Source organism: Mesorhizobium sp. M1399, assembly GCF_040317735.1.
Taxonomy (GTDB): domain Bacteria; phylum Pseudomonadota; class Alphaproteobacteria; order Rhizobiales; family Rhizobiaceae; genus Mesorhizobium.
The window spans coordinates 49,270-64,814 of the sequence record NZ_JAMYKZ010000020.1; the positions used below are offsets into that span (position 1 = coordinate 49,270).

Sequence of the window (15,545 nt, forward strand, 5' to 3'; positions counted from 1 at the left end):
ACAATGCTTTCGGGTGGGCAAAGTGAAGACGCCCGCATACTGAATGATCGACAGCGTATTGGACTACTCCAGACGTAGACCGGCCGGGTATAACGGAAGGTTCATTCGCTTAGGGCGGCGATGATTTGCACTCACACATTTAGCGCTTCTGATACATGGTCCGTGAGGCGCCGTTTAGAGCCTGCGAGTCGATCGTTCAGGTCATGTGACCAGCTTGGCGAAACCGGTCGCGGTGCGTCGCCCTTACTCGGCGGAGGATAGCCGGTTTGATGCCTCGGCAAGCTGATGACCGCAGAAGGCGGCTTTCATCTGCGCTTGGTCCAATTCTCCTTCCCAGCGGGCGACGACGAGGGATGCCACTGCGTTACCAACGCAATTCGTCAACGCCCGGCATTCGGACATGAAGCGGTCGATGCCGAGTATCAGGGCCATCCCAGCAACGGGAACACTCGGAACTACGGCGAGCGTAGCAGCCAGGGTGATGAAGCCCGCACCTGTCACACCTGCAGCGCCCTTGGAGGAAAGCATCGCAACGAGCAGCAGCAGCACCTGATCGCCGATTGACAGATCGGTGTTCGTCGCCTGCGCGATGAAGAGGGCCGCCAGGGTCATGTAGATATTCGTGCCGTCCAGATTGAACGAATATCCGGCCGGGATGACGAGACCCACAACCGAACGCCTGGCGCCCGCCTTCTCCATCTTCTGCATGAGCGAGGGGAGCGCGGCCTCCGAGGAGGACGTTGCGAGGACAAGCAGCAGCTCTTCCTTGATGTAGCGAATGAGAGAACAGATCGAAAAGCCGTTGTAGCGGCAGACCGCGCCGAGAACCCCGAACACGAAGAGGAAGGCGGTGAAATAGAACGTCGCGACCAGCATCGCGAGGTTGACGACCGAACCGATGCCATATCTGCCGATGGTGAAGGCCATTGCGCCGAAAGCGCCGATCGGCGCGGCTTTCATCAGAATGCCGACGAGCTTGAAGACAGGCGCGATGAGCGCCTGAAGGAAGGAAACGACAGGCTTGCCCGTCTCTCCGGCCATCGCGAGCGCCATGCCGAACAGAACCGAGAAGAACAGCACCTGCAGGATGTCGCCTTCCGCGAAGGCACCGACAATCGTTGGCGGGATGATGTTCATCAGGAAGCCGGTGACCGACTGCTCGTGGGCCTTTGCGGCATAGGTATTCACGGCCTGGACATCGAGCGAGGCCGGATCGATATTGAGGCCGGCGCCAGGCTGGACGACATTGGCGACGATGAGGCCGACGATCAGCGCCAGCGTCGAGAAGGTGAGGAAATAGACCATTGCCTTGCCGGCGACCCGGCCGACCTTGTGAAGATCGTTCATGCCGGCAATGCCGGTCGCAATTGTCAGGAAGATGACAGGCGCGATGATCATCTTGACCAGCTTGATGAAGGCATCACCCAGCGGCTTCAGGCTCTCGCCGGTCCCCGGATAGAAATAGCCAATTGCGACGCCGAGGGCGATGGCGGCAAGCACCTGCGCGTAAAGCTTGGCATAGAAGGGTTTGCGGGGCGCGGGACTCGCGCCGCGGACTTGTGCAGCTGACACTGTTTCTCTCTCCCTGACCGGATCGAGGTGGCGTGACTTCTCCCGGGCTTCTCCCTATAGCGGCGCTCCGGTCGAACGCTGCACCAACGCCGCCGCAATACCCATGCCAAATGGATCCGCATGACCTGAACTGACGTTGGGCTCGCCAATGATGGGATGAATGCGGTGGCACAAGACGGGAATGACAAGGCCGCCGTCCAGCACGCGCTTGATGTTCTCCGGCAGATTGCCGGTCGATCTCTCTGGCTTGCGGTTTTGCTGCACATCGTGGCGGGCTCCTCGGTTTGCCGACTTTGGGAAGGGGCGCATCGCTGGCACCAGGGCGCAGAATTGCCGTGTTCTTTGCCGCGCTCCCGCTGCAGCGACAGCTTGAAAGCGACGTCGAGACGTAGGGATTGACGCCGCTGGTGCTGACCGCGACGATGCGGTTCAGAAGTTCCGAGCACCGCCGAGAAAGCCGCGCTCGACCGCCACCTTCGCGCCTTCACACGCGACGCCGCCGCCTTATCTGCGTCATCAATATCGAGGAAATGGCGGTTGCCGCGACCGACCAGTGTCGTCGGCAGTGATTATCGCTCCCGCCCCTGGTTCGCAGGCGCTGGTGACTGGCACGGCCCGGCAACTCGGCGCGGTCAGCCGCTCGGGCACCGCATCGCCGGCGCCGTATTTCTGTCGTTCAACATCGCCGACAAAAATTAGAACTGATGAATTCTATCATAGGCCGCGAGGTTTCCTTTCACGAATGAAAGAAAGCTCGATTGACTATCCCGCCTCGCTCCAGTCTTTTGAAAATCAACGTGTGGTTGCCCCCGTGCAAGCCGAGAACGTGGCCAAGCTTCGTGGAGGGAGAGCCAAGCGATGCGTCAGGGGTCGACCCGCTTTGCACTCGACCACACGGCGGTGGCACGAGTTCACGTCAGAGCATTTTCGCGCTTGCCCGCGACGTCGCGGGCGCACATGCCGCCGGCATGCATTTCATGGCGCGAGATCGAGGATCATATGCACCACAACATTCCCAAATCAGAACAAAATGCCAGCGAGTGCCGCATTTCGCTTCCGGATGCGAAAAGGGCTTACCCAAAGTCCGAGATGAACACCGCGGTCCCTTTTGTGCCATCGCACGAGCACGCGCTTACCGGCATCTTCGAAATATCGAAAATACTCACCGACCCCGCCCGGCTCGAAGTCACGTTGGCCAAGGTCGTCGATCTCCTGCCCTCGTTTGTGCAGATGCGGCACGGCATCATCGCTCTCTTCGACGCTGAGGGCGTACTGGACATCACCGTAGTCACCGGCTGCGACGAGAACAGCGATGAGCGCTCCCGGATGCGCCTGCCGCGCAAGGCAATCGATCTGATTGTGACGACGGACACGCCGCTCGTCGCCGAGAACATAGCGGTGCATTCGGCCTTCACTGCCGCTGACATAGAGGTGCTTGGGGCCTCCGACACCGTGTCCTTCATCGGCGTTCCCATTCGTGTTGATGGGAACGCCGTAGGCACGCTGACTATCGACCGCGCCTTGGACAGCAGGTCAACGTATCGGCTCGATTATGATGTCCGGCTGCTCACCATGATAGCCAACATGGTGGGACAGACAGTCAAGTTGCACCGCTTCTCCGCGGGCGACCGCGAGCGACCGACGGAGGTGGAAGATGGGCTGCAAACGCAATTCTCTGATGTCAAGCACCCTGCACCGCAGCGCAAGAAGGTTCACGTCAAGGGAATGATTGGCGATAGTCCGGCGCTAAGCGCGCTGCTCGAGAAGATCGCAGTTGTAGCTAAGGCAAAGACCACGGTTCTGTTGCGAGGCGAATCCGGTACCGGGAAGGAGCTGGTCGCCAAGGCAATTCACGAGTTGTCGCCGCGCGCCAAGCGGCCCTTCATCAAACTCAATTGTGCAGCGCTGCCAGAGACAGTCCTGGAATCCGAATTGTTCGGTCATGAGAAGGGTGCCTTCACAAGCGCGTTCAATTCCCGCAAGGGTCGCTTTGAGCTCGCCGACAAGGGGACGTTGTTTCTGGATGAGATCGGCGAGATCTCGGCCTCCTTCCAGGCAAAGCTACTGCGCGTGCTGCAGGAGCAGGAGTTTGAGCGCGTCGGCAGCAACCAGACCATCAAGGTCGACGTTCGCGTGATTGCCGCCACGAACAGGAACCTTGAAGAGGCGGTTGCAAGGAATGAGTTCCGCGCCGACCTATATTATCGCATCAACGTGGTTCCGTTGCTGGTGCCGGCGTTACGCCAAAGGCGCAGCGATATTCCGCTCCTCGCAGCTGAGTTTCTCAAGAATTTCAACGATGAGAACGGCCGTACGCTGACCTTCGACCCGCGTGCGATTGAAGTACTGATGAAATGTGAATTTCCCGGCAACATTCGCGAGCTTGAAAATTGCGTGCACCGGACCGCGATCCTGGCGGAGGGACTATCAATCGGGAGAAACGACTTTGCGTGCTCCCACGACCAATGCTTTGCCGAGGCGCTGCGGAAGAGCAGATCGGGCAAGGCCGCGCTGCAACCAGCGCCAATCCTGCCAGAGGCAGTGAATCCGGCCACGCCGCCGGATGCGGCCGCTCGTTCGGCCGCCACCACAGTCCCGCCTGCCGGCGCAACCCACTCATTGGGCGCGAGGACCACCGACGCCGAGCGCGTCATTGCTGCCATGGAAAGTTGTGGCTGGGTGCAGGCAAAGGCGGCGCGCCTGCTTGGACTGACCCCGCGCCAGATTGGCTACGTGCTGAGGAAATACGGCATCGAGATCAAGCGTCTGTGAAAGCATGACTCAGGCGGATTAGCTGAGACCGCTTAGCGGCTTGGCCCGCGCAGGGATGCAGATCCGCGTCCGCGTCAAGTCGATCCGACCGAGGACAGCCTGGCCGAATTCCCGTGGCAGCCGGCGTTGCGACCATCTTGTGAAAGGCGACGCTGCCATCGTCAATCCGTCCGCCATGTTGCTCTCGTTGCGAGCTCATACGGATGCCCCTGTGCGACTGAAACGGAGATAAAATATGTCCGATGCAAAACTGCAAGCTGTGCTTTCGTCTCTTCCGCAAGGGACGCGACAGTTAGATGCTCTGCCGTCCAACGGACCAGCGCCGGACAAAAGTTTTGTCAAGCTGAATACGAATGAGAACCCGTTTCCGTTGCCGCCAATCATAATGCAAAGTGCAGTGGCGGCCCTCAATCGCCAGTATCTGTATCCGGACGACGATAACATCAGCTTGAGGGAAGCAGCGTCCAATACCTATGGGGTATCCACGGATCAGGTCATCGCAGGCAACGGGTCGTCTGAACTGCTCGGACTCATCTACAGAGCTTTCCTCGCCCCTGGCGACAAGGTGGCGATGATATCGCCAGGGTTTTCGTTCAACCGCAAACTTGCCATGTTGCATGGTGCTGAGTTTCTCGAGATCGGATGTCAAACTCATTCGCTGCCAATGGAGCAATTGCTTTCCGGTCCGGCAAAAGACGCCAAGTTCATTCTGGTGGCCAATCCAAACAATCCGACCGGAACATTCCTCTCGATAAGCAATATCGAACGCCTCGTGGCACAATCGGATCGCCTGGTCGTCCTTGATGAGGCCTACGTCGACTTTGCACCCGATCACGGGCTGCGCCTCATCAACCGTTATTCGAACCTTCTGATCTTGAGAACATTTTCGAAGAGCTATGCCGCCGCCGGCATTCGCGTCGGTTTCGGTTTCGGTCACCCTGAGATTATTGGCAGGCTGCGCAACATCCAGAACGTCTTCAACATGAACGTGATCGGGCATGCGGTTGGTATCAGCGTGCTTGCGCATCGCGGCGCCTACGCAGAGAACCACAAGCACATCAGACATGAACGACAGCGAGTGACAGCCGCACTGTCGCAACTTGGATTTTCCGTAACGCCCTCCCACGCAAATTTCTTGCTAGCCCGTGTGCCAGCGGGACAGGACGGCTCATGGTGGCAAGCAGCCTTGGAAAGGCAAAAGATACTCGTTGCCTACTTTCCGGACAATGGTTTGGAACATTGCATCCGCGTCAGCATCGGCACAAAAGAGCAATTGGATGCATTTCTTGCTGCCGCTCGCGATATAGTTGGAAGCTTAAACATACCAAGCACCACGGGCAGGGGAGCGTCAGGCTCTGCTCGTTCGGTACGCTGACGCTAATCCGATATCACACATTGCTATCTTTAGACTTGCTTGGTCACCCAAGCACGACAACATTTTTCTTTAAAATCGGGGACAATCGAGTGACAAACGTCTTTCCTTCAAACCTAGCCTTCGGCATCTTCGATCATCTGGACGAGGACGGCCTCGATATCGCCCGGCAGTACGAAGATCGCCTGATATTAGCAGAGGCGTGCGATCAGCTAGGGTTCTATGCCTATCATCTCGCAGAGCACCACTGTACCCCCCACGGGAGAGGTCCATCGCCGAATCTGTTCTTATCGAGCGTCGCCCAGCGCACCCGGCGCCTGCGTCTCGGACCCTTGGTGATGCTGCTTGCGCTTTATCATCCGCTGCGTGCGTTCGAAGAGATCTGTATGCTGGACCAGTTGAGCGGTGGCAGGCTCGAACTGGGCATAGGGCGCGGTGCTCTCCCGATCGAATTGGGTTACTTCGGGATTGGTGCGGACGCGGTGCCGGGCCGCTATGCGGAAGCCAGCGAAATTCTTGTTGAAATACTTGTTAATGCCATGAAGGTTGGCACGCTGTGCTATCAAGGCCGCCATTTTGAGCTCAATGACGTTCCTTTGACGCTAAGACCTCATCAGCGTCCACATCCGCCGACATGGGTCGCCGCCAATCGACCCGAGTCCGCAGCCTGGGCCGCTGCGAATGGAGCAAATATCGCGTGTGTAGGACCTTCCTCTTCTGTTCGCAAAACTACTGATGCGTTCCGCGCCTATCGAGAGGACAACGCTGGCGCGGGCGATCAAGCGCCATTTATTGGATTGCTCCGCATGGTCGTGGTTGGGCGTTGTGACACACATGCCTATTCGCTGGCGGCACCTGCTTACGAACGATGGCTCAAGAGCTTCCAATTCCTTTACGAGCTTAATGCCATCCCGACTCCACCAAACCTGCCGCTGACCTTCGATGCGGCAATAGAGCGTGAATTGTGTGTGGTAGGATCAGCAGAATCTGTGCGAAAAGTTCTGTTAGATCAGTTGGAAGAGGCAGGTGCCAACTACCTGCTTTGTCAACTGGCATTTGGAAATCTGCCGCTAGATGCTTCCCTGTACACCGCGACGACCATTCAATCCGAAATCATGGCTCGACTTGTCTGACCGTGAAATTGGCGGTCTGATCTGAAGGTTAAATTGTTGTAACAGCGCTCCCTCATCCACGTGCTCGAGCGTGCACGTGGTGGGGACGGGCAATCGGGAGGGAGGCCAAACTGACCACGAGCCGGCGGCACAGATTACCAGGTTGTGCGTTGGCTGGCGTCTGGGCCCCGTGTGAGCCTGCGCGATCCTAAGGAGCCGAGCGCGTCACGATGCGGGCGCGTCTGCTCGTCGGGCTCGCGCTAGTCGTTGCACATAGCCCGCCGCAGAGGTTCTTCTCGCCCGGGGCGGCGCCGGTGCGGCGCCCAGATCCAGCTTCATCAGCGGCTCGGCGGTAGCAAAGCCGTCACTCGCTACGGCGCTGTTGAGGGCGCGCTCGCGAGCGGCTTTGCTACGCCGAGCGACACCACCTGGAGCGAGTTCGCCCGATGTCGCGGGTGCACCGCGGTCGGATAACGATGCTGGAGGAAATCGTTCGCAGCCGGTCTTCACGATCTGCGCGAGTGCTTTGCATGAATGCTGCCTGCTTCCTCGTCTGCGGCGGCCTTGTGTCCGCCGGCACGCCCGAAGTCAATGCCAGTACCACAAGGCCGCCAAGACGTCAGGTCTGGGAGCCGGCTTGTACGGTCGTATCGTGTTCGGGAATATCGTCGAAGGAGGCGTAGTTGAGATTGTAGAGTTTGGAATACAGGCCCCCCATGGCTATTAGCTGATCGTGGTTGCCAGTCGCAATAACTTGGCCATTCTGAAGCACGATGATGCGGTCGGCACCCCGGATCGTGGCAAGACGGTGGGCGATGACGAGGCCAGTGCGCCCTTCAAGCAGCTTTATCAGAGCCTTCTGAATCTGCATTTCCGTGTAGCTGTCGATGTTGGCGGTAGCTTCGTCGAGCACGAGGATCTTGGCGTCGGCGACGAGGGCGCGGGCGAAACTGATAAGCTGGCGCTGGCCGAGAGATAAGTTGTCGCCGCGTTCGCCAAGTTGGGTCTCATACCCGTCGGCGAGGCTCATTATGAAGTCGTGGGCGCCGACCGCCTTGGCGGCCTCGATCACCTTGTCGCGCGTGGCTTCCGTCTTGTGGTATCGAATGTTCTCGAAGACCGTCCCGGTGAACAGGAACGGCTCCTGCAGCACCATGGCGACCTGGCGGCCGAGCGATTCCTGGGTGAGATCGCGCACATCATGTCCGCCGACCAGCACTTGGCCCTGCTGAACATCATAGAAGCGGTGGACCAGGGCCATCGCGCTCGATTTGCCAGAACCGCTCGGCCCGACCAGTGCGACCGTCTCGCCGGGATTGACCCGGAAGGAGACATTTTTCAGCACCGAACGGTTCGGATTGTAGCCGAAGGTGACGTCCCTGAACTCGACCGAGCCGTCCATTTCGGGCGAAAGCACCTCGCCATTGGGTTTGTCCTGAACATCGATCTTGACGTCGAGCACATCGGTCAGGCGCTTGCCTGAGGCCATGGCGCGCTGCATGACCGAATATTGCAGGGTGAGTGAGCGGATCGGGTCAAAGAAGCGCTGGATGTAAAATAGGTAGGCAACCAATACGCCCACATCTATGCGGCCATTCATGACCATCGAGCCGCCGACCACAATAACGGCGGCCATGGCGAGGCCGGTGAGGCCATCGACGATAGGCACCATGACCAGTGCATATTTGGCAGCGATCAGGTGGGTCCTGAGGTTGGCATGGGCCTTGTCGTCAAAAAGGATGAAATTCACCTGCTGGCGGTCCATTGACTGGACGGTGCGCACGCCGTGAATGGCTTCGGCCAGCGCGCCGTTGACGACGGAATTAGTCTCGTGTGCGGCCATGAAGGCGTCGCGGGCACGCGGCAGCCAGACAATGCGGACGATCACCAGGACCGGCAGAACCGAGAGCGTCAGGAGGCCGAGGCGGAAGTCGAGCCACAGCATTACGAAAACGATGCCGAAGAGAAGCGCAACATCGCCTACGGAATATACCGAGGTTTCGAGGAATTCCTGTATGGAGTTGACGTCGCCTTGCAGGCGCGACATGAGGCGTCCGACCTCGGTCTTGTCCATGAAGGAGAGCGAAACCTTCTGCAGATGGCCAAACATGGCGCGGCGGATGTCGAACAGGACAGTTTCGGCCACTTTCCCAACCACGGTTTCCTGCATGTAGCCGGCAGCGAAATTGACCAAAATCGCCAAAACGAACGCGCCGACGGCCGCGAGCTGGGCTGAGCGATCGGTCCTTGCCGGGTTCATGCCCTGGTCGAGCGCGTAGCGGATGATCAACGGGATGAGAAGCTGCGTCCCGGTGAAGATCAGCATTGCTGCAATCGTGATGACTACCCTGGCCCGATAGGGACGGACGAAAGCCCAGATGCGCCGGAGGATGCTCTTGTCGAAAGCCCGGCCGAACATCTCCTCCTCGATGCGGTGCGAGCCGACAACCGCGCGCGGAGGGCGTCTGCCGTCGTCACGTTCGGCTTCGACTTCGCCGGCGCGGCCCTGCGCCATCAGCGGGCGCCCCCATACTGGGTCATATTGTCATCACCCGGGCGCGTCTGGAGATCGTAAAGGGCCTTGTAGCGTCCCCGCTTCGCCAAAAGCTCTTGATGCGTGCCGCGTTCTACGATTTCGCCGTTATCGACAAAAAGGATCTGATCGGCGTGCATAAGCGCACTCAGCCGGTGCGCGATGATGATCGTCACCCGATCCTTGGCGAAGCGCCGCATCGCCGCGCGGATGCGCTGCTCGGTGCCGGCATCGATCGCCGCCGTTGAGTCGTCGAAAACGACGACGGAGGGGCGCAGCATCATGGTGCGAGCAATCGTGAGACGCTGGCGCTGGCCGCCAGAGAGAGAGACGCCGCGTTCGCCCACGACCGTCTCGTAGCCTGCTGGGAGCCCGAGGATGTAGTTGTGGAGCTGGGCGAATTCGCCAGCGCGTTCTATTCGCTGTCTCTTCGCCCAGGGATCGCCATAAGCGATGTTGTTCTCGATCGTGGTGGTGAATAGGAATGCATCCTGCTGTACGACGGCGACCGCCTTGCGAAGCGTCGCGAGGGTGACATTACGTATGTCCTGGCCGTCCAGCGTGATGGCGCCACCGGTCACGTCGTAAAAGCGGGGGACCAGATGAGCCATCGTCGATTTGCCCGAACCCGGCGGACCGACGATCGCGATCGTCTCGCCTCTACGGGCCTCAAAGCTGAGGTTCTTCAAAATGGCGCGGTTTTCGGCGCTGGGGTACGCAAACGAGACATTGTGGAAGCGCAGAGTGCGGTCGCTTATCTCGAGCGGTCTGGCCTCGAGAGCATCCCTGATTGTGATCTCCTGGTCGAGGAGACCGAAAAGCCGCGAACCGCAGCTAGAAGCGCGGGCAAAGGCATTGACCATGAGGCCGATCTGGCGGACTGGCATTTGCAGGATTGTCATGAAGGTCAGGAAGGTCGCCACCGTTCCGACGCTGATCTCGCCAGCGACGAGCTTGCTGCCACCGATCCAGAGCACCAATCCCATTGCGAAAAAGAAGGACAAGGTCATCGCCGACGTGCTGGGCACGTAGATGTCAACGCGGTCGTGGGCGAGGTCGAGCGCGTTCTTGGAAGCGCCGTCGAACTTCAGCATCTCGTAGGCTTGAGCCGCAAAAGCGCGGACCACGCGGATGCCTGCGAGATTTTCCTCCATCACGCGGCTTAGTACCGAAAGCCGCTCATGCAGGTCGAGCCAGGTGGCGCGCAGCCTAAGCTGTGTGGCCGATGAGCGCCAGGCGACAAAAGGCACGAAGCTCAGCGCGACCAGGCCGAGCATGGGATCGGTCGAGATCATCATGTAGGCGCCGATCCCGATCAGCATGGTGAGCAGGAGCACGCGAACGAGCGCGGTGGAAAAATACATCCGCACGCCTTGGAGATCGAGCATTCCGATGGTGATCAGATCGCCTGAATGGACCCGGTCGTGAAAGGAAAAGCTGAGACGCTGGATCTTGTCGTAGTAGGCGAGCCGCAGTTCGTACGCGACATGATGCCCGACGGCTTCGGCAAAATAGTTCTGCGCCATCGTGAAAAGGCCGCGTAGCGCGCTGACGGCGAGCAGCAGGAGAGCCGGGGTCCAGAGCGCTTGTCCTGCCGCGGTCCCCGCGACACCGCCCCCGATGGCTGTCTGGGTCTGGTCGACGGCCCGGCCGAGAAGCTGGGGAATGAGCAACTGGAGGATTGCCGCCATGATCGTCGAGCCAATAGCGAAGGCGACCTGCCAGGGATGCCGCAAATTCATACGCGTGATGCGCAACAGCGTACTCAAATCCCGGCCCCAGCGCGCCGCTTCCACATGGGTCAACGAATTCAGAGCGTTCGTTGCGCTGCCGATAGCATCACTGCTCACGGGTGTATTCCCGACTGCATTTTGCGCCTTCGAGGCAAGCCGAAGGACCAATCATCAAAGGGGCCCGCCATTGTTAATCCTGTCCACCACCTGCAGCAGTGCCCGTTCCTATAAGCCGAGCCGATCGCAGCACTCATGGATGGCGGCATGCCAAAGACGATGTCGCCCGCGGGAACCTTGGCGGCGGCGACCAAGTCCGATTTGACCTGATCAAGCTCCCGTAGCACCGGGACGATGGCGGCATAGAACTGCGCCCCTTCCTCCGTGACGCGAACGCCGCGACCGTGGCGATAAAAAAGCTGCACCCCCAGTTCTTCCTCCAACTGCCTGATCTGTCGACTCAAGGCTGGCTGCGCGACTCCAATGATGCTCGAGGCCTTCGAGAAAGCGCCTGATTCCGTGACAATCAGGAAATGTCTTAGCTGTCGCAGTTCCAAAAGAGCTGACTCCAATCAGGTCGCGGGTGTTGTCACGAGCGACCATGCCATGCCTATCTGTTATATCTTAGAAAGATGCCGTGCTTAAAGCGCGATTCGCTGGTCTACGGTGGTGCCGCATGAGTAGGCGGCCTGCGGATTTCTAAGGCATTGCGGCAGACCGCGGCGTGCGGGAGCTTTTGCCCAGGCCGTTGGCTTCATGAATAATCGGATGAGAGCAGGCGGCCGATGCGGTTAGCCGCTGCCGTGAGCTTGGGCAGGATCTTGCTAAGCTGCCGCCGCCTGTCGCCAGCCATGCGCAGCATCAGGCTGCTAAGGGCGATATATTCACTGGCGACTGACGTCACAGGGACCGCTACGGCCCAGATTCGCGACTGGTAGACCTCGTCCAAGTAAGCTTGCTCGGCAAACGCGTAGCCATTGCGACGGACGTCCTCGAGCCTTTCCGGGAGCGTTGCGAGTAGGGTGGGATTGCTGTCCCAGCGCGACGACCTCTTCGCTCGCGCCAGCGCCTGACGGCGTTCCTCTGCAGACATGCGCGACAGGGTCACGAGGCCGACGCCGGTGGCAACGAGCGGTATGCGCGCGCCAACCCTGCCGGGGATCGATAATCCCAGCGCGGCGCGATTGGAATAGGCGATTACCATCGCGTCGCCGTCGAAGACAGCCAGGTTGGAAGGCCAGCCGATCTCTATGTGCAACTGCTCCACCACGGGCATCGCAAGTTCGATCAGGCGATGGTGAGAGTCATATCCCCGGCTGAGGGCTAGAGTCCGCCCGGTCACCTTGTAGGTCGCCTTGCCAGCTTGGCGATAAACGTAACCGCCCTCAAGCAGCGTTTCGACGAGGCGAACCACGGTTGGCTGTGGCAATTTGCAGAGGTTTGCAATGTCCGTAGCCGCGATTGGTCCATGCTCGCTGATGGCTCGCAGCACCGCCAGTCCCCTTTGCACAGACCTCACCGGCTCGAAAACGGACATTGGGCTGTTGATCCCGGTTGTATCCTCCCGATGGCCTAGCTTAATGGCCCCGACCAGGTCCAGTGGCTTATTCCGCAGCCTGCGCGCGAACGGCAGGCAACAGCGCAGCGGCTACAATATCCCCTTGCTCCACCTCGTGCCGGTCGATGGATCCCCCTGCGGCCGCCGCCATAGCCGGCCGGCCGACATAGGCGAGGGGCCGCTCGGGCGCCATCTCGCTCAAGCGGTCTCGCATGAAAGACCACGCCCCCTGGTTGGAAGGCTCCTCCTGGCACCAGACGATTGGGACGCCCTGGAACCGCTCCAGGATCGCGCCGATGGCTTCGCTTGGGAAGGGATAAAGCTGTTCGACCCGGACCAGCGCCACGTCATTGATGCGCTTCTGCGCCGTTGCGGCCTTCAGGGCAAAGGCGATCTTGCCCGAGCAGAGTACCACCTTGCTGCAGGTCGAAGCGGAGGGAGGCTCAACGATCACTGGCTGGAAAGATGTTCCCTCGGCGATCTCATCGAGGATCGACACGCAATCGCGTAAGCGCAAGAGCGACTTCGGCGCGATCAGAAACAGCGGCTTGCGAATCGAGCCGCGGACTTGCCGGCGATAGAGGTGGAACAAATTTGCCGGTGTCGATGGGTTTGCGACGACAAGATTGCCACCGGCGCAAGATTGAAGGATGCGCTCGATGCGGGCCGAAGAATGATCGGGGCCCTGGCCTTCGAGCCCGTGAGGCAGAGCAATGATGAGGCCCGAACTCATCCGCCACTTCGCCTCGGCCGTTACAATGAACTGGTCGACGACCACCTGGGCGCCATTCAGGAAGTCGCCGAACTGGGCCTCCCAAACCACCAGTCGCGTCGGGTCGGCCAAGCTCATTCCATACTCAAAGCTCAGCACGCCATATTCGATCAAGGGCGAGTTCACCGCGTCAAAGCTCGCGCCCGCTCGCACTAGGCCCGCAATTGACATCGCTGTCTGACCGGTGCGCCGGTCATGCAAGGCCAGATGGCGTTGCGTGAATGTGCCTCTGACACTGTCCTGTCCACTAAGCCGCACCGATGTGCCTTCATCCAGAAGGGATGCGAAAGCCAGAGCCTCCGCGGTGGCGAAGTTGAAGCCGCTGTTCTTCTCGATTGCCTCCAACCGCGCCGTCAGGAAGTTGCGCACCTTCGGGTCGGCTTCGAAGCCGTCGCCGACGGCACTCATGCGTCGGGCCAGGTCCAGCAGACGATCGCGCGCGACGCCGGTCACGGTGCCGAACGGGAGTGGGCCAGCGGGCTGCGGCAGGGCAAAGATGTCCGTCTGGCGCTCCGGTGCGCTGTTGCGAACCTGGTCATAGGTTGCATAGGCCTGGTCGAGCGCAACATGGAAGGCCTTGCGCTTCGCCTCTGCCGTATCGAAAGCCGCGGTCGAGACGGCCTTGACGCGATCCGAATGCAATTGCTTGAGGGTCGGCCGGTCGTCGACCTTGGACCAGGTCAGCGGCTGCGTGAAACGCGGTTCGTCGAGTTCGTTGTGGCCATTACGGCGGTAGCAGACCAGGTCAATGATGGCGTCCTTCCCCGTCGCATTGCGCCACTCGACCGCTACGCGGGCGACCGCAGCGGCGGCGATTGGGTCTTCGCCGTTGACATGGAAGATCGGCACGCCGAACGCCTTGCCGATATCGCTCGGATGCGGCGACGAACGTCCCTCTGACGGGAGGGTCGTGAACCCAATTTGGTTGTTGACGATAAGGTGGATAGTGCCTCCGACACTGTAGCCGGCGAGCGCGGAAAGCTGGAGCAATTCCCAGACGAGACCCTGGCCGGCAAAGGCCGCATCAGTATGCATCAGGAACGGTAGGACCTGCGACGCACCGGTCGTGCCAGCGTTCGCCCTCGCCATCTGCTCCTGTCTGGCACGTGCCGCCCCCACAGCCACAGGTGCCACGACGATCAGATGGGATGGGTGCGGCAGAAGACGCACGGCCACCTGTCCTGCGCCGGTGTCGATCTCCGCCGCCAGACCGTTGTGGTAAGGCACGTCGCCAGTGAAGGTCGCATCGCCATCCGTGATGTCCCGCCCTTTGATCTCGGCAATTAGCGCCGGTAGCGACTTGCCGAGCACGGTAGCAAGTGTGGCCAGTCGGCCTCGGTGCATGCCACCAATAACCACCTCCTTGACGCCCGCCTCGGCCGCGCAGCGAAAGATCTCGCGAGAGATGACAGCCGACGACTCCGCCCCCTCCATGCCGAAACGTTTTTTCGTCGGCCACTTGGTCTTGATGAAATGTTCGAATTCGTCGGCCAGCATGACAGCTTCGAGCGTGCGCGCATACACGTCCTGGTCAGCCTTGCGGAGGATCTCTTGTTCGAAGCGCTCATAGACCCATCCGCGTTCACTAGCATCAATCACATGGCTGGCCTCAAGGGTTGCAGTGCCGCAATAGACCGAGCCAAGGGTTGCGATCGCCTGTGCTTTCGGCAGGCTCACTTCCTCGCCGCCTAGCGTCAAGGCAACGCACTCTTCGCCGCCTTCAATAGAGTTCAGTTCCGGGACGAGGCCGGGAGCGCTCATTTCAAGAGGGTCGAGGCGGGCCTGACGGTGCCCATAAGTCCGAAACAGCTCGGCTAAGCGGTCGCCATTGTCGCCACTGGCCTGCGCCGGCGCTTCCATCAAGGCGAGTTTCACCCGCCAGTCGGCTGGTACCGACGCCGGATCCTTCACGAACCGTGCATATAAATCCAGGAAAAAGGCGCTGTCGCCACTGAGGGGCAGGGTCATAGATGCTCTCTAGAGGGCTCGTTCGGTTATCGCCGAACCAATAGAGGGTATTAAAAAAGAGTGTCAGATTTTTGGATGGCATATTCACTCTATGAATAAGAGGAGCTGTATTCCTTGATGGGCGTGGTCATTTCCAGCATGAGGTGAGCTGAAATT

10 protein-coding genes are annotated in these 15,545 nt (G+C 59.9%); 3 read left to right on the top strand and 7 right to left on the bottom strand.

What is annotated here, in order from left to right:
* Positions 1–243: 243 nt before the first annotated feature.
* Together NKH05_RS27585 and NKH05_RS27590 are read right to left on the bottom strand one after the other, a co-directional pair.
* A complete protein-coding gene (locus NKH05_RS27585) occupies positions 244–1,572 on the bottom strand; it encodes a dicarboxylate/amino acid:cation symporter (RefSeq protein WP_352615322.1) in 1,329 nt (442 codons plus the stop codon).
* 54 nt (positions 1,573–1,626) lie between these two features.
* Entirely contained in the window at positions 1,627–1,836 is a 210-nt protein-coding gene (locus NKH05_RS27590) for a hypothetical protein (protein ID WP_352503017.1), read from the bottom strand.
* A gap of 735 nt (positions 1,837–2,571) precedes the next feature.
* On the opposite strand from NKH05_RS27590, the gene nifA reads away from it, so the two are divergent.
* The 3 genes from nifA (at position 2,572) to NKH05_RS27605 (ending at position 6,849) form a co-directional block, all read left to right on the top strand.
* Positions 2,572–4,344, top strand: a complete 1,773-nt coding sequence (gene nifA, locus NKH05_RS27595; protein ID WP_502897638.1) for a nif-specific transcriptional activator NifA — start codon at positions 2,572–2,574, stop codon at positions 4,342–4,344.
* A gap of 235 nt (positions 4,345–4,579) precedes the next feature.
* On the top strand, positions 4,580–5,719 hold the full coding sequence (gene hisC / locus NKH05_RS27600; RefSeq protein WP_023678255.1) for a histidinol-phosphate transaminase: 1,140 nt from the start codon (positions 4,580–4,582) through the stop codon (positions 5,717–5,719).
* A gap of 89 nt (positions 5,720–5,808) precedes the next feature.
* Positions 5,809–6,849: an LLM class flavin-dependent oxidoreductase gene (locus NKH05_RS27605; protein ID WP_352639924.1), complete on the top strand. Its 1,041-nt coding sequence runs from the start codon at positions 5,809–5,811 to the stop codon at positions 6,847–6,849.
* A 598-nt stretch (positions 6,850–7,447) separates the two neighbouring features.
* Here the strand turns inward: NKH05_RS27605 and NKH05_RS27610 are convergent.
* The 5 genes from NKH05_RS27610 to NKH05_RS27630 form a co-directional block, all read right to left on the bottom strand.
* Positions 7,448–9,343 (bottom strand): ABC transporter ATP-binding protein, encoded by a 1,896-nt coding sequence (locus NKH05_RS27610; protein WP_353026505.1) that lies wholly within the window; start codon positions 9,341–9,343, stop codon positions 7,448–7,450.
* A complete protein-coding gene (locus NKH05_RS27615; protein ID WP_353026507.1) occupies positions 9,343–11,211 on the bottom strand; it encodes an ABC transporter ATP-binding protein in 1,869 nt (622 codons plus the stop codon). The genes NKH05_RS27610 and NKH05_RS27615 overlap by 1 nt, the downstream gene beginning before the upstream one ends.
* The gene (locus NKH05_RS27620) at positions 11,208–11,648 is read right to left on the bottom strand and encodes a LysR family transcriptional regulator (protein ID WP_353026509.1); all 441 of its coding nucleotides are present in this window, start codon (positions 11,646–11,648) and stop codon (positions 11,208–11,210) included. The genes NKH05_RS27615 and NKH05_RS27620 overlap by 4 nt, the downstream gene beginning before the upstream one ends.
* A 197-nt stretch (positions 11,649–11,845) precedes the next feature.
* A complete protein-coding gene (locus NKH05_RS27625; RefSeq protein WP_353026511.1) occupies positions 11,846–12,628 on the bottom strand; it encodes an IclR family transcriptional regulator in 783 nt (260 codons plus the stop codon).
* A gap of 67 nt (positions 12,629–12,695) precedes the next feature.
* Positions 12,696–15,389, bottom strand: a complete 2,694-nt coding sequence (locus NKH05_RS27630) for a 2-oxoglutarate dehydrogenase E1 component (protein ID WP_353026513.1) — start codon at positions 15,387–15,389, stop codon at positions 12,696–12,698.
* Positions 15,390–15,545: the final 156 nt, after the last annotated feature.

Excerpts from the sequence above, each read along its gene's own strand:
- nifA (WP_502897638.1), top strand. The coding sequence starts at position 2,572 with ATGCACCACAACATTCCCAAATCAGAACAAAATGCCAGCGAGTGCCGC.
- hisC (WP_023678255.1), top strand. The coding sequence starts at position 4,580 with ATGTCCGATGCAAAACTGCAAGCTGTGCTTTCGTCTCTTCCGCAAGGG.
- NKH05_RS27610 (WP_353026505.1), bottom strand. The coding sequence starts at position 9,343 with ATGGCGCAGGGCCGCGCCGGCGAAGTCGAAGCCGAACGTGACGACGGC.
- NKH05_RS27625 (WP_353026511.1), bottom strand. The coding sequence starts at position 12,628 with ATGTCCGTTTTCGAGCCGGTGAGGTCTGTGCAAAGGGGACTGGCGGTG.
- NKH05_RS27630 (WP_353026513.1), bottom strand. The coding sequence starts at position 15,389 with ATGACCCTGCCCCTCAGTGGCGACAGCGCCTTTTTCCTGGATTTATAT.